A 24,521-nucleotide genomic window follows, 5' to 3' on the forward strand; every position below is an offset into this window, starting at 1 on the left:
AATAATAAAATAATTGTACCGTACTCAAAGATAAAATACTATTACAGCATTATTACAAATCTTCTTATATTTTGAGGAGACCTTTATCCTAACCCAGACTTTTCAATAACTTTATTTTTGCAATAAGCGCAAGTTATGCTCAACAATACAGCGTGCAACATTCCTGGCTTTCCCATAAACAGGATAATGATGGCCACCGATATCGGGTCTTGTATTCGCTTCAACAACAATATAATTTCTTCTGTTAGGTTTTTTCGAATGATCAAAGGCAAGTATATCTACCCCTATGATGTCAAGGCCAGGTGCAATCATCGATACCTTCTCGGCAATCCTCTTAAATAATGGGTGTACTTCGTCTGTAATGTCATAGGAATCCGCGCCTGTAGATAATCCACCCTTCCAATCAATCAAAACCACTTGATCCTTCTTTGGTATACTGTCTAATTTAAACCCTTGGTCTTGAATTATCGAAAGCCTATGCTCGTTCATTTTGATTAGTCTATAGCACAAAGCAGGATTCTTAAGCCTAATATCATTCTTTTTATGTATGAGCATCTCTACTGTATCCATACCATTTCCTATAACATGAGGAGGAATTCGTTTAATTACGGCTACACATTGATTCCCAACGACTAGATATCTTGCTTCTGTGCCTCCGATAAATTGTTCTTCTATGAGTATCCCTGTGCTGCTGATTGATAAAGCAGTATTCCAAGCACTATCAAAATCGCTTGCACCAACGGTTATACCACTACCTCTATTTCCATCAGCAGGCTTTACTACGTAGGATTTAAGGCTTTTTGCAAACTTCTCCGCCTCTTCTTTTTGACGTTCAAAAAAAAGCTTACCTTTTGTAATCGCCACCCCAGCATCCATTAAAAACTCTCTAGCAACCGCTTTATTTTTTAATATTCTCCAGCCAAGCAAGGATGTGTTTGATGATTCCGTCTCTAAAAAGCACAATTTAGTGTTTTCTAAATTGGCAACAAGGTACTTACCTAGGCTTTTAGATTCATATCCCAGCCTAGCAAATTCCTCAGCTAGCAGCTTTTTTACCGAGAATCGCCCTTCATTGTAAATATTTTGAGTCTTTCCAATTAATGGTTTAAATAGCTCATAATCTATGTTGCATGTGCTTCTGTCTATAGAATGCTCTGTTCTTGCATAATCAAATGAATAATAATAGCCTCGATGATCTTTTTTGAGAACATAAGTGTTTTGTAGTCCCTCATAGGCTTTATCCTTTATAAATCCCTCCAGATCCTCTACTTCATTTTCTTCTATCGGGCGACTTTTAAATTGGGTAATTTTGTTGTCTGAGAGGATTGGATAATATCGTTCTTCGATGTGCCAGCTATCACTGCCCTCTTCCAATTTAAGCTGAACAACAAAGCTATAGGGAGGAGCTTGCATTTTTTCGTATCTGCCAGGGGAATTAAATATAAAATTTCCAATAGAATATACGATAGTCCCATCTCTGTATTTTTCAATATCATTAATTATATGTGGCCCATGACCAAATACATAGTCTGCCCCGGCCTCTATGAAGGCTCTGCATCTCTTTTGAATATTACTATTCTCTGAGGCAAACCTATAATCAAGGCCTTGCCAGTGGGGATACACAATGATAATTCCTTCCCAATCCTCCATGCGCAACTGGGTGATTTGATCCACCATTTGTTGTTGATCTAAAGTATTTATGCCTGGACGATATTCCTCAGCAAAGAATTTATAATCTACTTCATAACGTCTTGATGCCCGCATTCCTGTAAGGATATATACATTCTTGCTGCTGTATTCTCCTTCCAGCCTCATGATGCATGGTTTTGCCGCTTCAGAAATACTCTCCCCTGAACCAAAGGTTGCAATACCTGAAGCTTCTATTTCTTTTTTTGTCGATAACATTATGTTAGCACCAAAATCCATTGTATGATTATTGGTCATCCCTACAGCTGTTACACCAAGTCTATGTAAAACATCTAACATTCTTTTAGGTTGATCCCAATTGGGATATTCTTTGCCTTCTATACCAGAGGAAGGATGATCCGCTAATACAGATTCAAAGTTTAAAATAAAAAAATTGCTTCCTTCAACTAAAGGTTTAACCCCTTCAAAAAATGAAAAAGGATTTTCTTCTAACCGTTTTACCAGTTCTTCTTTTCCTGGCTTTCGAAGATACCATTCTCCTAGACTAGTATCCCCTGCAAAGGTCAATGTAAATTTCATAGGATTTGATCCCCCCGTTCAACTCGTTAATTCTCTTTGTCTTCCCTAAGCAGACCTTCCTTTTCAACACCCTTATACAAAAAATCCCAGAGGGTCTCTTCATCACTCGCATGCTTGATAGGTTTAGAGTTTTCATGAGTTTAAATATTTGTACATTACATTAGCAGCTGTAAAAAGGATATATGGAGGGATCACCTGATCTGTATAAATAGCTATATCAATATCACTATCCTCTCGTCCTTCCCCCTTGGCAAGGGAACCAAAAAGACAGATAAACTTTGGATGGAATTCTTTCAATAAAAAATCAACTACTTTATTTTTGTACGCCTCTGATAGATACATTTCTTGCCTCACCCTCCTCCTCCTTTTCTATGTACAGTATATCATTTATGCAAATATTTACACAATAAGGTGTTTTAAAGACACTTTCTCAAGAATTCCCTACAATCATTCGAATCAGAATTCAATTCAAAAACCGTCCCTTATGATTTATGATTTAGGGCAAAATAAAACTACCTGCAGCAATAAAGCTGCAGGCAGCTGTTTATCTTTATTGCTTATGAAATTTTAAAAGCTTTAATTGCTACTTCCATCCGCTTGGCCATCTCATTCATTTCTTCAGCAAGGGCGCTAACCTGCTCTGTTGCTGCATTTTGCTGCTGGGTAGCTGCAGATACCTCCTGGGCTGCAGCTGCAGTTTCCTCAGAAACAGCAGATACCTGTTCAATCACTTCCATTACCCTGCTTCTGCTCTCCATGACTTGTTGAAGCGATTGGGAGATGTCTTCTATTTTTGCAACAATTCCTTCTACCCCTTGGTCGATGACCCTAAAAGTTTCTCTCGTATGATTCACCGCATTATTTTGAGCCCCTACTACAATCTCCGCATCCTTCATGGTTTGCTGTGCCTTTTCAATGTCCTGCTGTATGGTTGCAATAATATTTTTTACATGATTACTGGACTGTGCACTATTTTCAGCCAGCTTTCTCACTTCCTCTGCAACAACGGCAAAGCCTCTACCTGCATCCCCTGCTCTGGCTGCCTCAATGGCTGCGTTTAATGCTAATAAGTTGGTTTGTTCTGAAATAGAAGTAATGGTTTCAACAATTTCTCCGATGGTATTGGCCTTTTGACTTAAGCTTTCTACCACAGCTACCACCTTCATCGCTACTTGATTATTCTCCTTGGATTTCTCCTCTAAGATCTCAATCGCTTCCAGTCCTTTTTGATTGGCCTCATATACCTGATTAGAGGATTGACTGCTTCCTTGAATATGGACTGCCATATTTTCTAATTCTGCAGAAAGACTCTGTACGGCAGCCGCTCCCTTTTCCGCCTCTGAAGCCTGATCATTTGCCCCATTAGCTACCTCCGATATGGTTTTTGCTACTTCCTCAATAGATTTTGCAGTATCCTCTGTGGTAGATGCCAACATATCGGAGGTTCCAGAAACCTGAACTGCATTATGTTGAATCTCTCGAATAAATCCTGACATTCCTGCCAGCATCCGGTTAAAGCTCTCACTAAGCTTGCCTAGCTCATTACGGGATTGGTAACTGCTTTTTATAGTTAGGTCTCCTCTGGATGCTTTTTCCATCAACTCCATCAGGCCTGTAATTGGTTTCGTAATACTTCTTGCTACAAAATAGGTAATTAGGATAACAACCAGCGCCAGAGCTCCCGCCATCAGCAGATTTCTCTGCTGCATCGCATTGATCATGCCTAGGGCCTTTGCTTTTTTCTCCACTGTAATTACCGCCCACGGTGCAGATTGTCCCGGCAGCTGAATACTTTTGTAGGCACTGATCACTGATTCTCCTTTAAGGTCCTCGTATTCTTCAATACCAGATTCACCGGATAACACTTTTTCTGTAATCTCTTTCAACTTCACAGGTATTGTAATCGGTTGAATCTCTGTTTTTTCATTACCTTTCTCGTCCCTGACTACATTTCCCTGGCTATCTCTAACTTGTACCGTCTTTTCATAGGTCTTATAATTATATAGCTCTGATACTTGCAATTTATCCGGATGGGCAATCACAACGCCCTCTCCGTCGATAATATAAGCATAACTGCCCTCACTGCTATGCTTCTCAACTACAGCCTGAAGCGCATCTAAACTAAGGTCTGATCCTATGATGCCCACAAAGGCTTGTGATTCATCATAAATTGGCAGAAAGATAGATGTCACGGGTTTATTTCCGGTAACAGAATAGTAGGATTTGCTGACAAAGGGCTTTTTATCTGCCATCATTTGAATAAACCACCAGCGGTTCGATCGATCTCCTAAATCCCCAGAGGACCGTGCAGTCTGCATCCCATCAGTTCCTTGTATGTACAGTAATTCGAAATAAGGATGACGCTGAACCGTCCCAACGAGTTCTTTTCTCTGTGCCTCTCCTTCAAAACTAATAATGTGATTATCATTTGCCAAGTGTTCTGTGATAACATAAGCCTTATCAATAAACGCATGAACACTGTCCGCAATCGTATTGGCTATCATGATTTGATCTTCTTGGGCATGTTCTTTTAAGTCCTTTGAAATAAAATAGAATCCCAAGATATTAGATATCATCAAGGGAATCAGCACTAGGGTTAGCGTAATCAGAATCAGCTTGTTTTGAATAGATTTCACTGGTTTTCCTCCTTTGAGTAGTGCATAAAATAAGTACAATATTCCATGTTCATCTTTTTCGACAAGTTTTATAATATTCCTCTATATTTTGACGTATTGTTAAAATTTTCAATATCTATTAAATTTATTTAGTAAATCTTTCCTATTCTTTCATCCATTATTGCAATTTTGTTTTTTCTCAATTATCTTTTTACTGCATAACAGATTTGTTTAAGGAGTCTATCAATGAAAAATACTTTCGTGAAGGTGTTTATACTATGTCCTGAAACAATTTTTTTGTATATCCATGCTTAGGGTTATCTATAAGTTCCATTGTCTCCCCCATTTCTACAATTTGCCCCCGATACATGACAGCAATTCGGTCACAAATGTGCTGTACCACCTTTAAATCATGGGATATAAACAAATAGGTTAATCCTAATTCTTTTTTCAAGTCCATCAACAAATTCAGAATCTGTCCCTGTACTGAAATATCCAAAGCAGAAACCGGCTCATCACAAACCACAAACCTGGGCCGGGATGCAATGGCTCTGGCAATACCCACTCTTTGTTTTTGTCCGCCGCTCAATTGATACGTATGCTTATACTGATCTTTCGACCGCAATCCTACCAAATTTAAAAGCCTTACTACTTCTCCTGCTATTTCATTTTTCGATACAATTGCATGAAGCCGCAGCGGTGCAGCAATTAGTTCTCCGATGGTGGCCTTAGGATCTAAGGTTTCCTGAGACTGCTGAAAAATAATCTGCATATCCTTTCGAAGTTCTCGCATCTCTTTTTCCTGTATTACAGTAATATCTTGCCCTAGAAAACATATTTTTCCCGTATCACTCCGATTAAGTCTTAAGATCAATTCTCCTGTTGTTGTTTTTCCACAACCGCTCTCACCAATCAGACCTAAGGTTTCCCCCTCATAAACCTCAAAAGAAATATGATCTACCGCTTTGATTACATTTTTAGGGGAAAGCAGACCTTTTCTTAAGGTATAGTGCTTAGAAAGATTTTCAACTGTTAACAGAATTCTATTCATCAGATCACCTTTCTTTCACAATGAATGCACCTTGACTTTCTTCTTCTTTCCAACTCTACCATTAGGGGAATGCCCTCCCTGCAGGAAGCTTCTCGCTCTTTACAACGATCATAAAAAGGGCATAAATCTTCAAACTCATAGGGACTAGGGGGCTTTCCCTCAAGACAGTACAAGGTAGATTCACCATCCTGGAGAGAATTTACACAATGAAGAAGTTCTCTTGTATAGGGATGCATCGGCTTTTCCAAGACCTCCTCTATACTCCCCTCCTCCATGATAAGTCCTCCATAGAGGACCACCACCCTGCTGCATAAAAATTTTACTACATCAAAGTCATGGGTAATAATCATCATAGCAGTTCCATGGTCCGTGTTAATTTTTTTTAGCAATGATAGTATTTTTTTTCGAAGGGAGGCATCAATGGCATTGGTAGGCTCATCCGCTATAATCAGCTCCGGTTGCGTTAAAAGTGCCATGGCAATCACAATACGCTGGCATTGTCCTCCACTTAATTGAAAAGGATACATGTTATAAATGAGTTTCGGTTGGTCCAATCCCACATCTGCCATTTGTTTTTGTATGATCTCTTTTGTAAGCTTGTGTCCATGGGTCTTTCCTGCCTCCATCAATTGTTTTCCAATTCTTCGATAGGGGTTTAAAGATGCAGTGGGGTCCTGAAAAATGTAAGCAATCTCCTTCCCCCGAATCTGATTTATCTCTTTTTCAGATAAATGTAATAAGTCTCTCCCTTTATACAGTATTTCTCCTGAATCAACCACACCTTCGACCTCCTGAAACAGTCTTAGTACAGCTGTAGAAGATACGGTTTTTCCACTGCCTGATTCTCCAAGTATGCCAATGATTTCACCTTGTTTTACTGTCAGATCCACGCCTCTAACCACCTGAAGCTTCTCTTTGCTATAGGGGAAAGATATCCGCAGATCTTTGATTTGGAGCAGCTGATTCTGATCCATCCCTCGTCCTCTCCTTAATAAAGTTTTTTTTGTATAGCTCTTAATATTACCTTCCCCAATTGATCCAAGGTCGCCTGCTTTTCCCTATCTCCTGATTCTCCTTGCAGGCCCAAAATAATGGTCGGAGTATTGACCTCATAATACATGATTTTGTCTAAGTAGTTTTCTCGTTTAGCTTCTATATGCATATCCACAGGATATTCCTTTTGAGGAATGCTGCTCTTACGGAGTACTTCACCTAGCTGATGATTGAAACGAAATGCAAAATATCGGGTAACCGGTGCCTGCCTCCCGCTGTAAGTAATGGCTTCTGCCTGCTCTACATCTATTTTTGTTAGGTCCATATAAAGCATACTTTGCTGTGGATCATAAAGTGGTTTTTCACAGTAAGCTTTCAAGCCATTGTAATCCGCTGTCAGCGTTCCATCCCAGAAAGCAAAAATAATGGTTCTATTGCTTTGTTCCTTCTGCTGAACCAGCCGCGTTATCAACTCCATGGAAAACAATAGTTTTTGATTGCCTAGTTGCTGCTGAGAAGAGTCATAATTATATTCAAAGCCTAGAATAATCGCTTCTTTGCCAACCTTTTTATCGCTTCCGGGAATCATCCCCAGAATGTTTCTCCCTATAGGAGTAAATTTTTCGCTGGCAAGAGTCATATGGACTTCCTGCCCATCCCTTTTTTGAAGTTGGCCTGCAGTTTCTCTGGTTACCCATACAATGATACCCTCATATTGGTCTTTTCCCGCACTATAGGGCAGTTGAGCTTCCTCTCCAAGAATACAGATCACACCCTTTATCCCCTCCTGCTGGATCAGTCTTTCTATAAGATAATTACAGGCTTTTGGAGAATATATCTGACTATCCAAGAGCACAAACTTTCCTCTAAACCGCTCAAAATCTAAAGGATATAGCAGATCCTCCCCGGATGCATCATAAAGGCCTCCCTTTATGTCCAAATTCCCAAAACTGCCAAAGGTATAATCCTTTCCGTGCTGAAATTCTATTTTTCCTGCTCCTAAATCTCCTATTCTAAAAATTGTCTGCACAGGCATATAGAGGTCCTCAGTCTCATAAGAAGAAATATATCCTTCTTCTCCTAATGGCACTAACCCTATTTGTTCTAAAGCAGAGGCGATCTCTTCAGCCCGTTCTTTGGCTTGAGCTGTTCCGATCAATACCTGATCTTTTGCTTCATAGGAAAGAAATGCAGCAGCATTTGCATGTTTGAATGACTCTTGACTCCTATCCAGCATGAAGGAAACAAATAATATCATGCAGAATAGTAGGATAAAGCTTCGTCCAAGTCCTGGCACATGGAACTTTTTTGTCTTAAAACAAAGCTCTTTCCTAACCTTTGGCAGAAAAAACTGCCGTAAGTGAAATAATAGCTTTGAGTCCCTTTCCTGCAACAATCTGCGTAATCCTTCTCCAATTAGATTAAATCCCAGAATACTAATAAAGAAAGCTATGCCTGGAAAAATCACAATCCAAGGAGCCGAGCGGATATAATCTTTTGCACTTCCCAGCAAACTGGCCCATTCCGGTTCAAAGCTAATATTCATAAATGTTACATTTCCGCCTTCACTATCCAGTACAAACCCCATATTTCCTACAAATACGCCAAAAATGCCTAACTGCATCATCATGGTTAAGGCCCTGGCAATTTCCATAAAAAACAATACGATCAATTCTGCTGCCAGATGGGGTACTATGCTTTCTACGGCAATCTGAAATCTGCTTTTCCCAATGGCAATCTCTCCCTTAACAAAGGGTCTAGCCAATATTTCCTGGACTCTTTCCATGATGAGATTTCCTAGTCTAGCCCAATCTATAAAAGTTAGAACCACCACGAAAGCAAGGATAGATTGCTCACGATATAAATTAGCAAAAAAATTCATCTTTAGAATAATAACACCAATTAATAGAGCCGGAAGCGCACTGAAAATAATACTGAATTGTTCAATGGTCATCTTAGCTAGATAGCTGCCAAAACCTGCCGCAATACCGATGGGCAGCGCAACGAGAAATCGTCCTACTACGACGAGTAACCCAATGGTCATTGTAATCTTCGTCCCATGAACAATAAAGCTCAATAAATCCCGTCCCATTTCATCCGTTCCGAAGGGTGAATTCCTAGAGGGTGGAAAAGGAGGTGCTTCCAAATTGAATTCACCGTTTTCCTGGCTCCAGGTCTTTAAGGTCTGCGTAGCATAGGGATTGACTTCCGTAAACAGCTTTGGAAACATAAGGATGAGGATAAGTATCATCAAAATGAATACACCTATCAATAATGGCAAATTTACTTTTTTCAATAGGCTCCCTCCCTTTTCAGCGGATTTACCCAATAGGCAATTAGCTTAAATATTAGATTAAACAAAGCATACATACTCCCTAATGCAAGGGATAATCCGATAAAGGTAGCCGTGTCCTGTTCTTGATAGGCTTTCAAAAGCATATAAATCACACCCGGATAGTGAAAAAAGTACTCTACCAGTATCAAATTAGAAATGAGAATAGGGATTACAGAAACCAGAGAGTCCACTACCTTCATCGCAGCACCTATTAAAAGGTGGGAGATCAAAATTTTATTTCTTGAGAGCCCTTTGGCCTTTGCTGCTTTGACATAGTCCTTCTTCATCTCATCCTGCAAAGCAACAGCTGTAATTCTAGAAATATAGACACTGGGAACTACAGATAAACAAATTAGCGGAATAAAAAATTTACGCATCGTCTCCGTGGCCATAATTGGCTCTAGAATCTGATGCTGATGCATCCAGACAATAAGGATCTGCACAATCATCACAACCAATACATCAGGTATGGACAAGGCACCGATCGTACCGAGGGAGTGCAGGTTCTCCTTCCCTTTATCACGATATCCATCCAGGATTCCTTTCATCATTCCTATGATAATGGAAAAACTTAAAGTGCTTAAAATCAATTTCATACTTTTAAAGAAGGAGGTTTGAATAATCTCCAATACACTGATATTTCTTAACGATTTTCCCAGTCCTTCTGTGGAAAGATTGCGGATATAAACGATACTTTTTTGCACGGTCAAGGAAATAGAAAAGTTTGTATAGACCTCTCCATTTTCCATCAGCAGATTAAAATCCGTAGGGATATTGGAGATAAAGACCAGTAAAAAGGTTACGGTACCAATCAAGAGAATATAGTGAAAAAACTTCGCAGCTAATTGAAATGACACCGAATAATAAATATCCTCGATGGCAAACCTTCCGATCTTCTGATTGGGTATGGAGAAGTTAAGACGATAGATTAGGTAAATACAAATACCTGCCGTCATGAAAAAACCTAACAGCAGCTTTTCTTTCGGATAAAAAATTTTAACAATTCCCTCGTTATAGAGTTCATTCTGTATATAAGAGAGCAGCACAGATCCAATTTTTTGCAGATTCTCTTTACTGATTACATCAATCGTATCCCGATAGGTATGTAAAGGATTTCCCTCCTTGATATTCCATAAATTATCCGTGACCAATACCGCAGGCACACCTTTTTCAACAAAAGGCGCATGGTCACTGGACATAAAAGCATTCTCCAATACCTTCAATTCCGATATTTCTCCTATTTGGCGAAACTTGCTGCGTAGAATTTCCCCTTTTCTTCCTCCCGATGCAAAGAGAAGTTCCTGCACACCCCTAAAGCCTATACAATCCAGTTGAACTACTTGTGTTTTTTCCAGAGGGTAGAGCGGATGATCTGCATAATAATTTGAACCTACAATGCCTCCTTCCTCATGATTCCATCCCACAAAGAGAATTGTTTTATCCGGTTGATATTTCTGTTCTTTTATAACCCGTGCCAACTCCATCACCATAGCCATACCGGAAGCATCATCCAAAGCACCGGGAAAATATCTGCCATCATAATCTGTCCCTACATGATCAATATGGGCTGAAAAAATCACATAGCCTGCATCTTTCTTTTTTCCATCAATTTTTCCTAATACATTCGCTGTTTGAACCTTGCGATAAACATATTCATACCCAATGGCTGTTCGATAGCCCTTCTCTGCATATCCTTTTAGTTGTAGAAAAGTAGGAATTTCCATGGCATGAATAATGATCCCCTCATCTTCTAACCTCAATAAATTGCCAGAGGCCTTCGTCATTTTAACAGGATCAACCACAGCCCAACGATCACTGTAGGCCGTCAAAATGATCGCTTTTACTCCGGATTCCTTCGCATATCGGGTATCCTCCGCTCTCAGTGGGAGATCTACTAAAACAATTTTATCTTTCAGTTTCTCTTTTTCGTAAAAAATCATATGCTGATTTAAATACATCAGCTCTCCCTCTACAAAACCTCTTCCTTGATGGGAATCCCGATAATCTTCGCGAATTCTATAACGCTGAATAATTTCTCCCTCCTGGTTCATTACACGAAAAAATGGTTCGCTTCCATAAAAAGGAACCATTGCCTCAAAGTATTGGAAATAGGTATCTCTTTCACCGCCTGGTCCTACACCAATTTTTTCAAAATAATCAGCAACGTATTTAAGGGCCAGCTGATTCCCTTCCGTGCCAGGGTACCTTCCTTCATACTTAGGCTGAGACAGCTCTTTGATGTGATCATACACATAATCTACCTGAAATAGCGATTCATCAAAGGCACGATAGACATTTAAAAAAAAGATGAAAAAAATAAGTCCTACACTAAAAATCAGACTGATTATTTGCATCTTTCTTCCCGTAATTCCTCTACGATTAACCCTTTTCATCAAAACCCTTCTTTCCGCCAATACCTAAAATTAAGACACAGATTTATTAACATTGAACTTTCAACTCTTCTCAATATTATTATAACTGTTAATAATTGGAATGGCAAAGCTTGTTTCAATTATCGGGAGAACTGTCCATCGACAAAAAAGACTACTTACTTAGTAGTCTTTCTACGTTTTTTTTTGAATTGTTTACATGCTCTGATAAGGTTTTTTGTGCCCGTTCCTTATCTCTTGCAATAAATGCCTCCAATACTTCTCTATGTTCCTGGAGTGCATGCTCCACTCGGCCTTCCACTTGAAGAGATTTTTTTCGTGTTTTTTTCATATAGTATTGGAAATCTCTCAATACTTGTTCTAGGTAACGACTTTTTGTTGCACGATAGATGGCCTCATGAAAACGAGTATTAAATTCTGCCACCTTCTCCAGATCGTTTTTATAAGCATAGAATTCCATCAGTTCAAAGATTTCTTTTAAGTTCTGAATCTCCTCATCGGTAATTCTTTCTGCTGCCCAGCTTGCTGCAATACCTTCTATTGCAATACGAATAGTAAAAATGTCTTGAATATCCTGCTTTGTGATGCCTTTTACAATCACACCGCGATTTGGAATATTTTCTACAATGCCGTCCAGTTCCAACTGCTTTAAGGCTTCTCTTACAGGAGTACGGCTTACTCCAAGTTCTTCTGCCAGTTTCGCTTCTATCAGTTTTTCGCCTTCTTTATATTTTTCATTTAATATATCATCTCTTAGGATATTAAAAATCTTAGAAGTCAAGGATAATCTTCCGGCTTGATCATCGTTTAATAGATCTCTTCCCATACTGTCCTCCATGTCCTCAATAATATTTAACCTACCAGTTATGTTTTTCCTGGTAGGCAAAGGTTTTTCTTATATTCATTGTATTATAATCCCATACCATTGTCAACGTATACAAGTATTTTGCCCGTTTCCTGCATAATTCTTCTGTTTATTTTTAAGCAGCTTAGAATATAGTTTCATTTTTTCCGCTTATTCTTTCATATTTATCGAAAAATAATGATGCCCCTTTATAATCAATTGCAGGAATTATATGTATTTCCTTCATTATATCAGTGTTTCCTATGGTTAGAAGCTTATTCATTAATTCTAAAAAGTATGCTTATTCATCAGATATTTAAACCTAATACAACACGCAGCCTTTGAAAAAAAGAAATCTCCAATCATTTATGCCGTCTTGAAAAGATATTTTTTATACAAATACGCATTTTCAGTTCTCCGTCTTTTTATACATTATTATGCATAAATACAGAATTTTTATTTTTAGCACTACTTCTTTTTTTATCGCACAGCTGTTACTATAAAACAATTAAACTCAGACACTCCCAAAAAAATTTTTATGTATTTTTATGAAGTTTTTTGCATATTTATATTGCATGAAAATACAATTCCGTTTATAATATGTATTAGCATCAATTATTTTAAGGAGGTTTTAATTAATGGAAAAGCAAAAAGTTGTGTTGGCTTATTCCGGTGGCTTAGATACATCGGTTATATTGAAGTGGTTAGAAGTAAACTATGGCTATGAGGTTATTGCGGTATGCGTAGATGTAGGTCAAGGAGAGGACCTGATTGCAGTTAAGAAAAAAGCCCTTGCTACTGGAGCTTCTAAAGCCTATGTAGTAGATGTAACAGAGGAATTTATTACAGATTATATCTACCCTACCCTAAAGGCTGGTGCTGTTTATGAAGATGATTACTTATTAGGAACTTCCTTTGCAAGACCTCTAATTGCAAAAAAACTGGTAGAAGTAGCTGAAAAAGAAGGCGCTGTTGCCATTGCTCATGGTGCTACTGGAAAAGGAAATGACCAAGTACGTTTCGAAGCAACCATTAAGGCCCTCAATCCTCATTTGAAGATTATTGCTCCTTGGAGAATCTGGGATTTAAAATCCCGTGAAGATTGTGTAGATTTTGCTGTGGAACATAATATTCCAATCCCTGTAACAAAAAAAGATATCTATAGCCGCGACCGAAATATCTGGCACTTAAGTCATGAGGGTGGAAACTTGGAAAATCCTTGGAATGAACATGACAACAGCATTTATATGATGGGAGTTGCACCTGAAAAGGCTCCAGATACGCCTACCTTTGTAGAGATCGAATTCGAAAAAGGTGTTCCTGTTGCTGTAGATGGTGTGAAGTATTCACCAATCGATATGCTTCATAAGCTCAATCAAATTGGTGGAGTAAATGGTGTTGGTATTATCGACCTTATAGAAAATCGTCTGGTAGGGATGAAATCCAGAGGGATTTACGAGACTCCTGGCGGTACAATTTTGTTCCAAGCCCATAAAGCATTGGAAAAATTAACTTTAGATCGTGCAACCATGAGCTTTAAGAAAACCGTATCAGAAAAATATGCCCAATTGGTATATGATGGATTATGGTTTACACCACTTAAGGATGCACTGGATCAATTTGTAGATAGCACCCAACAAGTTGTAACGGGTAAAGTAAAATTGAAGCTTTATAAGGGTACTTGCGCAGCCGTAGCTTCTGCATCCCCTTATTCTTTATACAATGAAGAGTTTGTTACCTTTGGAGAAGACCATGTCTACAATCAAAAAGATGCGGAAGGTTTTATCAATCTATTTGCCCTGCCGATTACAATTCGTTCCTTAATGCATAGCCAAATGCAGCAGGAGCAAAAGAAAGAGAAAAAAGTTATATGAAGCTTTGGGGAGGACGTTTCTCCAAAGAAACTGCATCATTAGTAGACCAATTCAACGCCTCCATCGGATTTGACCAAAAGCTTTATAAGGTTGATATTATGGGTAGTATTGCCCACGCCAAAATGCTAGGCAAATCACAAATTATAACCCTAGCAGAAGCACAAAAAATCATAGAAGGTTTACAGTCCATCCTCGAAAATATTGAAAATGGCCAGATTGAATTTCAGCTGGCCTATGAGGATATCCATATGAATATTGAAAAACTGCTAACGGATAAAATCGGCGATACAGGTAAAAAGTTGCACACAGCCAGAAGCCGAAATGATCAGGTAGCTGTGGATATCCGCCTATATTTGCGGGAAGAAATAGATTGCATCTGTGGATTATTAAAAAACCTGTTAATAAGCCTAACAGATTTAGCTGCCAGTCATATAGAGACGGTTATGCCGGGATATACTCACCTGCAGCGCGCTCAGCCCATAACCTTTGGTTATCACATGATGGCTTACTTCCAAATGTTTAAAAGAGATTATGAGAGATTACAAGATTGTTATAAAAGAGTAAACATCATGCCTTTAGGCGCAGGAGCCTTAGCAGGCACTACCTATGGCACTGACCGTGATTTCTTAACAGAAGAACTGGGTTTTTCTGCCTACTGCGATAATTCTCTAGATGCCGTTAGTGACCGGGATTTTATCATCGAATTTATCAGTGATGCTTCTATGGTGATGATGCACTTAAGCCGTTTCTGTGAAGAATTGATTTTGTGGAGTTCTGCAGAATTTCAGTTTGTTGAAATGGATGATGCCTACAGTACTGGCAGCAGCATCATGCCTCAGAAGAAGAATCCTGACGTGGCAGAACTCATTCGAGGAAAAACCGGCAGGATTTATGGCAACCTAACAAATATATTAACGATTATGAAAGCCCTTCCCTTAGCTTATAACAAAGATATGCAGGAGGATAAACCACCTCTTTTTGACACTGTAGAGAACCTGAAGGATTGTCTGGAAATTTTCACCGCAATGATTACAACCATGAAAATTCGTAAGGATAAAATGAAAAAAGCTACTCGGGAAGGCTTTATGAATGCTACTGATGTAGCAGATTATCTGGTTAAAAAGGGGCTGCCCTTCCGAAGCGCCCATGAGGTAGTAGGAAAAATGGTATTGTACTGCATTCAGGAGCAAAAGGCTATAGAAGATCTGACAATAGAAGAATTTCAAAGCTTTTCTCCTGACTTTACAGAGGACATCTTTCCTGTTATTACACCGGAGCATTGTATCGCTTCCAAAGTTTCCAAAGGATCTACCGCACCGGAAAATGTAAAGATTATGATAGAAAAGGCAAAGCGATATACTTCTGTTTTATAAAACTGCAATAACTTGATTATTATGTACAAATCCCTATTCCCCATAGATTAGCATTCGTTCTAAAAAAGTACACCCTTGGGTGTACTTTTTTTGTTGTTTTTTATTTAGATACTTTTCGGATTACATCATAGTACTTATCATCATTCTGGATGAAATCTGTAAAGATGGAGTTGGTTAATAATTTTCTTCCTTCTTCTATTTGCTTCAAATTCAAAAATGCATACTTCAGCTTTTCTTTCTTTTCATGAACCAAATTAGGATTGACTGCTATGGCATCCGCTGGAATCGGCTCCGTTTTCGCTAAAATGTTTAGATTATTAATATTCAGTCCTGCTTTCCCTGCTACGCCGATTCCTACATCATAGGTAGCACCGCCGTCAATCTCACCATTAAGAACAGCTTCTATTACCTTATTATGGGTGCCCAGATACTGTACCTCTTTAAATAAAGTATCCGGATTCAACCGGTTTTCTTTTAATAAATACCTGGGGTAAACATATCCGGAGGTAGATTTCACATCCACATATCCGAACACTTTTCCCTTTAAATCTTTCAGTTGCTGAATACCATTATTCTTTTTTGTTACAATACAACCATGATAAAAAGGTTGTCCATTTAAAACCCCCATGGCAATAGGCTCCGTATTCACCTTCTCTTTGGCATTGACATAAGCAAAAGGAGAAAACCATCCTACATCGATAATATTGTTTTGCATGGCCTCAGCCAGTGCATTATAATCTTTTACAATAATGGTTCTTGCCTTGAAACCTGCCTGCCTGGCAACTTCATTAATAATACCAAAATATTGCTTTCTCAGTTCAGGAGATGCTATTGGATTGATCCCAAAAAACACCTCATGGTCTGATTTAAACTGTATCGCTGTCTTTTGTAAATCATAGGCTAAATTTCCAAGCTCTCCTGCTAAAATAGTAATTTCTTTGTTGTTTTTCAGTTGGTGAAGCACCGATTCCATAGTTTCTCCTCCAACAGCTTTAGAATTATTGGCTACACTGGCAATCTGTTGTGCCGAACTAGAAATTTCATCCCCCGTTCTCGCTTGACTTTCAGCTGTTTCAAATAATACAGCCACAGCCTGTTGAATATCCTTTAGTTTATTTTCAATTTCCAGGATTGCTTGAGAAGATTTCCTAGAGATTTCTTCTACACCTGTAATCTTTTTAATATTTGCTGAAAAAACATGATTTACTTTATCAATCCTTTGACCGATTGATTTTACTACATTTTTGATTTCTCCTGTCAATTGAGCACTTTCATCAGACAGCTTCCGGATCTCGTCCGCTACTACAGAAAAACCTTTTCCTGCAGTACCTGCTCTCGCGGCCTCAATAGCAGCATTCAATGCAAGCAAGTTCGTTTGACTAGAAATGTTTTCTATATTGCTTAAGAACTGAGTGATTTGGTCTGTTATCGGTTTTAGCTCTTCTATAGACTGGAAAGAACCTTCAATATCTTGAGCCAGTTGTAAAAGCAGCGTGTTTGATTCTTTTATGGTATCCCTGCTGCTTTGAATAAGGGTCATAGATGCATTGGTAAAGCTTAACATGTTATTCGCTTGTTCACTGGCCATCTGTGAAGACGCTGCCCACTGCTGAATACCTGCATTTACTTCATCAGTAGTTTTTGCAGTCAGACTGACATTATCTGTCATATTCTTTGCTAACTGCTCCATTTTTACTGCATCTTCTGCATTTCTGTTAGAGAGATTAATTAGATTTTGTGCAGCAATTGCTAATTGCTCCGAAACTTCTAGTAAATTATCCTCTCGACCTCCCTCCAACCCCGTTGTTTGTATCATAGCCTTTTTTTGATTTCTATCAGTTTTTAGCAGCTTAAACAGTATGCCCTGCCCTGCTGTCAACGCGATAAAAATGAATATCCCTCTGTAAGGCAGATGAAAATTACCCAAAAGAAATGCGAGTAGCCCATTAAAAGCACCGATTAAAAACCATTTTTTATCACTCATTTCTGCAACGCCCCCTCTTTTTTATCTAATAAAGTACATTGCAATAAGTATGCCATTGTATACGCATTTGTTATGAAAAAGAAAAGCATGTTCAACGAAACTTCTATAAAATGCCAAATTTACTTATTCACTTCAGAATAAAATTTCCTCTCTACCCCCATAATTTTACATAATATAGGATGTTTAATCACTATATTTTGATATTTTCTACCAATATCTTCAAAAACCCTTTAATTTTTCATTCTATTCTAAATAATCAACAAATTTTCTATTGTAGCAGCAATTCTTATGAAGGTTTTAAAAAGAGCCACTTAGAGAATTATCTCTATATGGCTCTAAGGATTTCAAACTTACTCTATAATCTTATATTTTCGTGCTTTAAAGGCTACGGTTTTATGGGTTACGCCAAGAGCTTTGCCTGCGGCGTTGAAACTGCCGAAACGCTTAATAGCATATTGAATAATCTCTTTTTCATACTCCTCTAAGGTAGCCAGATCTCCTTTCCAATCCATATTGATTAGGCTGCTTTGATTTTCTTCAGAGTAATGGACTGTATAAAGGTTTGAAATATGGGAAGGGATATCTTTTAATTCAATACAATCTCCATCTACTAAGGCAATCAATCGCTCCATCAGGTTCTCCAATTCCCGTATATTTCCTGGCCAATCATAATAAAGAAATGCCTCTTCCACTTCCTCAGCAATTTGTTGAACATTCTTTCCCAACTTGCTGTTGATTTTGTCTAAGAAGTGTCTCACCAATATCGGTATATCTTCCCGCCGTTCTTTAAGCGCCGGAAGATAGATAGGAATTACATTGAGCCGGTAATACAAATCTTCTCGAAAATCGCCTTTTTCAATCAGCTCCTCTAAGTTTCGATTGGTTGCTGCCACAATCCGAACATCACAGCGAAGGGTTTCTTCTCCTCCAACCCGTTCGAATTCCTTCTCTTGCAGCACTCTCAGAAGCTTGACCTGCATTTCCATTGGCATATCTCCGATTTCATCAAGAAAGATTGTACCTGTACTAGCCTGTTCAAATTTACCGATTTTTTTGCGAATGGCTCCCGTAAAGGCACCCTGTTCATGACCAAACAATTCTGATTCCAACAAGTTTCCGGGAATTGCACCACAGTTAACCTTTATAAACGGCCTATTACAACGATCACTGGAATAATGGATGGCCTTTGCAACCAGTTCTTTCCCTGTTCCACTCTCTCCGCGGATCAATACGGTAGAAGAGGTTTTAGAAGCTTTTTGTGCAATCAACAAAGCCCTTTCCATAACTTTACTTTTTCCAACAATCTGCTGAAAGATGGTATTTAGTGATTCTTGTTGAGCAGCTTCCTTTGGAATAGACAATTCTATAACCGTCTCTTTTTTCTTTCCTTTTTCTGAAGATAGTTCTTCTCTATAAATAGCCATCACACCTTTAAACACATCGTTATGAAATATGGGTGAAGCAGCAACGCTAATTAAATATATACCGTAATGCCCGCTGAGATTTCCTTTGACAGGTCTTTTTTCTCTATAGGCAGTTAAAATCACATCATCATGTGCTGTTTGAAAAATACTCTTCCCTATCTCCGCGGGGTTACTAACTCTAAACATCTTTATATAAATATCGTTCATATATTGGATATTACCAAGTTCATTGATGATACATACACCATCCTGCATATTGTCAAAAACCTGCTCAAATCGCAATTCTAGATGGTCCTTTACCCCCATCCGTTTTTTTGTGCCTAAGTTAGTAACAGCTGCAACCCTCACCTTCATCCCTCCGTTCATTACATACTTCTCGATGCTATGATATTGACTCCTGTACCAAGAATATTTTCAACAATAACCTCACCCATTTTCACAGGACCAGTAACTTCCACTAGATCCAGTTGCCGCATGCACTCAAATATTTTATTTTTTGCAATAGATTGATCTGTTCTTACTGGAATTCTATTTAATAATGCATTTTTTATTTTTACGGTTGTCGTAATCGTTCTTGTAGGATTTGTCGTTTCCTTAATGGCATACTCTATTCCTCTTTTACATTGATTTCCGATGATTTCATAGCCGCCCGGCTGTGTTGCATCTTCCTTTAGGGTGAGACGGCATCCCATCGGACAAACAATACAGACCATATCTCTTTTTTCCATTATGCCCCCTCCTTTTCAATGGCTACGGAAATAACCGCACCTTTACGGTCTATTAACTCTTTTAGAGACACTTTAACAGATTCCATTTCTCCCGGTGCCAAGTGTCTTTTCTTCATCGTTTTAATTGGCTCTCCATCAACGCTGACGATCATTTTTACATCATGATAAATATCATCTACGCGCATCATTAAATCGACGCTGTCTTCTATGTTATTTAACCGAAGAGTATGAGGCACGATATAGCGAATGCCTTTACCTGGCTGTGTCTTTACAGTAATACCCTCCGTCGTCAATTCTTTCTTAACGTATCGCGCAGCGTTTTTTCCTGCTTTTCGACTCTCTTCTGTCACCCAGTCCACTAAGTCATGGACGTGAACTACATTGCCACAGGCAAATATTCCTTCAACGCTTGTTTCCATGGCCTCATTAACAACAGGCCCTCCTGTAATGCCATCTAGTTGGATTCCCGCACTCTTTGATAACTCATTCTCCGGAATCAATCCTACAGAAAGCAACAAAGTATCGCATTCATAATACATTTCCGTTCCCGCAATAGGTCTTCTATTTTCATCTACTTTTGCGATGGTAACCCCTTCTACTCTATCTTTTCCTTGAATATCAATCAGCGTATGGCTCAAATAGAGTGGTATGTCAAAATCCTCCAGACACTGTACGATATTTCTCGTCAATCCTCCGGAGTAAGGCATCAACTCTGCAACAGCCTTAACCTCTGCACCTTCCAGCGTAAGTCTTCTGGCCATAATCAGTCCGATATCCCCGGAACCCAGGATAACTATCTTCTTTCCTACCATATAGCCTTCCATATTTACAAACCTTTGGGCCGTTCCCGCGCTATAAACACCTGCAGGCCTTGTACCTGGGATATTGATAGCCCCTCGGGTTCTTTCTCTGCATCCCATGGATAAAATGATGGCCGCTGCTTGAATCTGCATAAATCCATCAGTCGTATTAATGGCATTTATACTTCTGTCATCTTGTATATCCAATACCATCGTATCTAATCTATAATCAATACCTAAGTCATGGAGTTCTTCTATAAATCGCTGTGCATATTCAGGCCCTGTTAACTCCTCCTTGAAAATATGAAGTCCAAAGCCGTTATGAATACATTGCTGCAGTATTCCACCCAGTTCTCTATCCCTTTCTAAAACAAGAATATGATCTACACCATTTTTCTTTGCTTCAATAGCCGCTGCCAGCCCAGCGGGTCCTCCGCCGATTACCACAATATCATATTTCAACATATACTCACCCCCATTTATTGTTCTTTCGAAGCTGCCACAGATTCCATCGTCTCCTCTAGGATCGCCGCTTCCTTCGTAGGCCCTGTTAATATATAAGATGCTCTGCTGTCTTTCACTACCTCTACGATCTCTATATTCATTTCTCTCGCAAGAATTTCCATTACTCTGGGTCCACAGAAGCCCCCTTGGCATCTGCCACTTCCCGGTCTTGCCCGTCGTTTGACACCATCTACTGTTCTAGCTCCTGCACTACGCTTGATTACATCCACAATTTCTCCCTCAGTAATGTTTTCACAGCGACAAATAATTCTTCCGTATCGAGGATCTTTCTGAATCATAGCTGCTTTTTCTTCATTAGATAAATCCATAAAGTGTACAACATCTCTCCGTGTTGGATTAAAATCATTTTTTTTCTCAAAGCTGCCTATCTGCTGAAGCATTTCGACCACATATACAGCGATCGCCGGGGCAGCAGTTAATCCTGGAGACTCAATTCCTGCTACGTCGATAAAACCCTTAGCTTCCTGAAGCTCTTCTATAATAAAATCTCCTGTATTCGGCCTTGCCCGAAGTCCTGCAAAGGCTGTAATGATGGCATTAAAAGGCACCTTTTCTGCAGATCTTACAGAATGTTCCCGTATGAAGCTTAATCCCTTTATAGTTGTATTCAATGCTTTTTTGTCATCCAAATCCTCAGCATCCGGCCCTACCAGTAGGTTTCCATGTACTGTTGGTGCAACCAATACACCTTTACCAAATTCATTGGGACAAGGAAAAACCACCTTATTCACAAAATTTCCTACACTTTTATCAAAAATATTGTATTGTCCTCTTCTTGGAAGGATCTTAAAAGAAGGTGTTGCTACCATGTTGTGAATTTCATCTGCATAAAGGCCCGCACAGTTAATCACATACTTCGCATCCAACTGTTCTTCATCTATAAAGATCCGATACCCACCCTCAATTTTTTCGATATTGGTTACTTGGCTCTCTAGCCTGATTTCCACCCCATTGTCCGCTGCATTTTCCGCTGCTGCAATAGCTAACTCCCAAGGTCCTACAATCCCACCGGTTTTTGCATACAATGCACCTACAATTTCAGGACTCAAATTTGGCTCCATGGCAAGCACTTGCTCTCTCGGTATAATCTCCATATCGGGTACGCCATTTTTTAATCCTTTTTCATATAGTTCTTGAAGCGTTTTCATTTCTTCTTCGTTGAAAGCTACAACAAAAGAACCAATTCTTTTAAATGGCACCTGTAATTCTTCACATAGTTGGTCAAACATCGCATTTCCCAGTACATTAAACTTTGCCTTTAGTGTACCTGGCTTGGCATCATAGCCCGCATGAACAATCGCACTATTGGCCTTCGTCGTTCCATTGGATATGTCTGTATCCTTATCGATCAGTACAGCCTTTACATTATATTTTGATAACTCTCTTGCAATACAAGTACCACTGATTCCGGCACCGATTATTGCTACATCATACATACTCATTCCCCCTTGGAATATTTGTTGAGTTTTAATCTTTCATCCATGAAATCCATCTATATTAAAATTTTTAAAAATTTTCTTAGTTTTTTCAGAATATTAAAATATTTGTTTAGGACATAAAAAAACCGCACTAAGTAAACCCTATCTTTCCATAGGTTAACTTGTGCAGCTCTCCGTTTCTCAAGCTCTCATAATATTCACTTTTTATTATTATACTATATCTTTAACTTATTTGTAAAGCAAACATTTTCCCTTTGTATGAAAACTTTTTCCTACTTGCATAAAAACTGCGGAGCCCAAGCCTATGTTCTTGATGCTTGAGCCCCACAATTGATGATTAGGCTATTTTATAATACTTATTCTTCCCACTTAAGCGCTCTATCAACCGCTCTCTTCCAGCCACTGTATTTCTTCTCTTTTGCTTCGCCTTCCATTGCTGGAGTAAAGGTTCTGTCTACGTTCCACTTCTTGGCAATTTCTTGTTTATCATCCCAGTAGCCCACTGCTAAACCAGCTAGATAAGCTGCACCTAAAGCAGTAGTTTCTGTTACTTCCGGTCTGTCTACCGGCACACCTAGGATATCAGACTGGAACTGCATTAAGAAGTTATTTGCAACCGCACCACCGTCAACCTTTAATGCTTGCAGGTTGATACCAGAATCTTCTTGCATCGCTTCCAATACATCTCTTGTTTGATATGCGATAGACTCTAAAGTAGCCCTTACGATATGATTTCTATTAGCACCACGTGTCAAGCCTACGATCGTTCCTCTGGCATACATATCCCAATATGGAGCACCCATACCTACGAAGCCAGGAACTACATATACGCCATTTGTATCTTCTACTGCTGTAGCCAATTCTTCACTGGCGGCTGCAGAGTCTATTAATTTTAATTCGTCTCTCAACCATTGTACAGAAGCACCTGCTACGAAGATACTTCCTTCTAATGCGTACTCAACCTTGTCACCTACGCCCCAGGCAATCGTCGTTAATAACCCGTTATTGGACGGTACAAGCTTATCGCCTGTATTCATTAGCATGAAGCAACCTGTTCCATAAGTATTCTTTGCCATACCTGGCTCGAAGCAAGCCTGACCAAACAATGCTGCCTGCTGGTCTCCAGCGTCTCCTGCGATAGGAATTTCTGCACCACCAAAAGTTTGTGGGTCAGTTACACCATATACACAACTGGATGGTTTTACTTCTGGAAGCATAGAAACAGGAATTCCTAGTTCCTTAAGGATTGTTTCATCCCATTTAAGCTCCTTAATGTTATATAGCATCGTTCTGGATGCGTTGGAGTAATCTGTAACATGCACTTTTCCTCTTGTTAAGTTCCAGATTAACCAAGTATCGATATTTCCGAATAACAATTCGCCATTTTCAGCCTTTTCTCTAGCTCCTTCTACGTTGTCAAGGATCCATTTCACCTTTGTACCGGAGAAATAAGCATCTACTACAAGGCCTGTATTTTCACGGATATATGGCTCGCAGCCTTTTGCTTTTAATTCGTCACAGATGCTTGCAGTTCTTCTACACTGCCATACGATAGCATTGTATACAGGTTTTCCGGTGTTTTTATCCCAAACAACCGTTGTTTCTCTTTGGTTAGTAATACCGATGGCAGCAATATCCTGTGGTCTAATACCAGCTTTTTCTAAAACTTCTCTAGCAACACCGCTTTGAGTTCCCCAAATTTCCATTGCATCATGCTCAACCCAGCCTGGCTTAGGATAAATTTGTGTAAACTCTTTTTGTGCTACACCTACACTCTTTCCGTTATTATCAAAAATGATTGCTCTTGAACTTGTTGTACCTTGATCTAATGCCAAAATATATTTACCCATGTTTATTGCCCCCTTCATCTAAGAGATGTTTATTATTTAAAAAAACCTTGTAATTTGCCATGTTGTCAGT

General features: G+C 39.0%; 16 protein-coding genes. 2 read left to right on the plus strand and 14 right to left on the minus strand.

Annotated elements, in window-relative coordinates; translation table 11 throughout:
- Positions 1-111: 111 nt before the first annotated feature.
- From Gferi_RS12970 to Gferi_RS13005, 8 genes are all read right to left on the minus strand, one after another.
- On the minus strand, positions 112-2,226 hold the full coding sequence (locus Gferi_RS12970; protein WP_069977132.1) for a CapA family protein: 2,115 nt from the start codon (positions 2,224-2,226) through the stop codon (positions 112-114).
- Positions 2,227-2,358: 132 nt separating this feature from the next.
- Positions 2,359-2,580 (minus strand): nucleotidyltransferase family protein, encoded by a 222-nt coding sequence (locus Gferi_RS12975; protein WP_069977134.1) that lies wholly within the window; start codon positions 2,578-2,580, stop codon positions 2,359-2,361.
- A gap of 203 nt (positions 2,581-2,783) precedes the next feature.
- Positions 2,784-4,862: a methyl-accepting chemotaxis protein gene (locus Gferi_RS12980; RefSeq protein WP_069977136.1), complete on the minus strand. Its 2,079-nt coding sequence runs from the start codon at positions 4,860-4,862 to the stop codon at positions 2,784-2,786.
- 250 nt (positions 4,863-5,112) lie between these two features.
- Complete coding sequence (locus tag Gferi_RS12985; RefSeq protein ID WP_069977138.1) at positions 5,113-5,892, minus strand: ATP-binding cassette domain-containing protein; 780 nt, start codon at positions 5,890-5,892, stop codon at positions 5,113-5,115.
- Positions 5,892-6,866, minus strand: coding sequence for an ABC transporter ATP-binding protein (locus Gferi_RS12990; RefSeq protein WP_069977140.1), 975 nt, complete (start codon positions 6,864-6,866; stop codon positions 5,892-5,894). The genes Gferi_RS12985 and Gferi_RS12990 overlap by 1 nt, the downstream gene beginning before the upstream one ends.
- Positions 6,867-6,880: 14 nt before the next feature.
- Positions 6,881-9,181: an ABC transporter permease subunit gene (locus tag Gferi_RS12995; RefSeq protein ID WP_069977141.1), complete on the minus strand. Its 2,301-nt coding sequence runs from the start codon at positions 9,179-9,181 to the stop codon at positions 6,881-6,883.
- On the minus strand, positions 9,178-11,613 hold the full coding sequence (locus Gferi_RS13000; protein WP_069977142.1) for a M28 family peptidase: 2,436 nt from the start codon (positions 11,611-11,613) through the stop codon (positions 9,178-9,180). Before Gferi_RS13000 ends, Gferi_RS12995 begins: the two co-directional genes overlap by 4 nt.
- 151 nt (positions 11,614-11,764) lie before the next feature.
- Positions 11,765-12,436: a GntR family transcriptional regulator gene (locus Gferi_RS13005; protein WP_069977143.1), complete on the minus strand. Its 672-nt coding sequence runs from the start codon at positions 12,434-12,436 to the stop codon at positions 11,765-11,767.
- A gap of 656 nt (positions 12,437-13,092) precedes the next feature.
- On the opposite strand from Gferi_RS13005, the gene Gferi_RS13010 reads away from it, so the two are divergent.
- Together Gferi_RS13010 and argH are read left to right on the plus strand one after the other, a co-directional pair.
- Positions 13,093-14,328 (plus strand): argininosuccinate synthase, encoded by a 1,236-nt coding sequence (locus Gferi_RS13010; RefSeq protein ID WP_069977144.1) that lies wholly within the window; start codon positions 13,093-13,095, stop codon positions 14,326-14,328.
- Positions 14,325-15,701, plus strand: a complete 1,377-nt coding sequence (gene argH, locus Gferi_RS13015) for an argininosuccinate lyase (protein WP_069977145.1) — start codon at positions 14,325-14,327, stop codon at positions 15,699-15,701. Before Gferi_RS13010 ends, argH begins: the two co-directional genes overlap by 4 nt.
- 100 nt (positions 15,702-15,801) lie before the next feature.
- Here argH and phnD read toward each other — a convergent pair whose 3' ends face one another.
- From phnD to glpK, 6 genes are all read right to left on the minus strand, one after another.
- Entirely contained in the window at positions 15,802-17,685 is a 1,884-nt protein-coding gene (phnD, locus tag Gferi_RS13020; protein WP_069977146.1) for a phosphate/phosphite/phosphonate ABC transporter substrate-binding protein, read from the minus strand.
- A 350-nt stretch (positions 17,686-18,035) separates the two neighbouring features.
- The gene (locus tag Gferi_RS13025) at positions 18,036-19,457 is read right to left on the minus strand and encodes a sigma-54 interaction domain-containing protein (protein ID WP_169832995.1); all 1,422 of its coding nucleotides are present in this window, start codon (positions 19,455-19,457) and stop codon (positions 18,036-18,038) included.
- 17 nt (positions 19,458-19,474) lie between these two features.
- The gene (locus Gferi_RS13030; protein WP_069977148.1) at positions 19,475-19,837 is read right to left on the minus strand and encodes a DUF1667 domain-containing protein; all 363 of its coding nucleotides are present in this window, start codon (positions 19,835-19,837) and stop codon (positions 19,475-19,477) included.
- Complete coding sequence (locus tag Gferi_RS13035; RefSeq protein WP_179948125.1) at positions 19,837-21,102, minus strand: NAD(P)/FAD-dependent oxidoreductase; 1,266 nt, start codon at positions 21,100-21,102, stop codon at positions 19,837-19,839. Before Gferi_RS13035 ends, Gferi_RS13030 begins: the two co-directional genes overlap by 1 nt.
- Positions 21,103-21,116: 14 nt before the next feature.
- Positions 21,117-22,598 carry an NAD(P)/FAD-dependent oxidoreductase gene (locus Gferi_RS13040; protein WP_069977149.1) on the minus strand — a complete coding sequence of 494 codons (1,482 nt, stop codon included), beginning with the start codon at positions 22,596-22,598 and terminating at the stop codon, positions 21,117-21,119.
- Between the two features lie 359 nt (positions 22,599-22,957).
- The gene (gene glpK / locus Gferi_RS13045; protein ID WP_069977150.1) at positions 22,958-24,451 is read right to left on the minus strand and encodes a glycerol kinase GlpK; all 1,494 of its coding nucleotides are present in this window, start codon (positions 24,449-24,451) and stop codon (positions 22,958-22,960) included.
- Between the last annotated feature and the right edge of the window lie 70 nt (positions 24,452-24,521).

The sequence above is a fragment of the Geosporobacter ferrireducens genome, from assembly GCF_001750685.1.
GTDB classification, from domain to species: domain Bacteria; phylum Bacillota; class Clostridia; order Peptostreptococcales; family Thermotaleaceae; genus Geosporobacter; species Geosporobacter ferrireducens.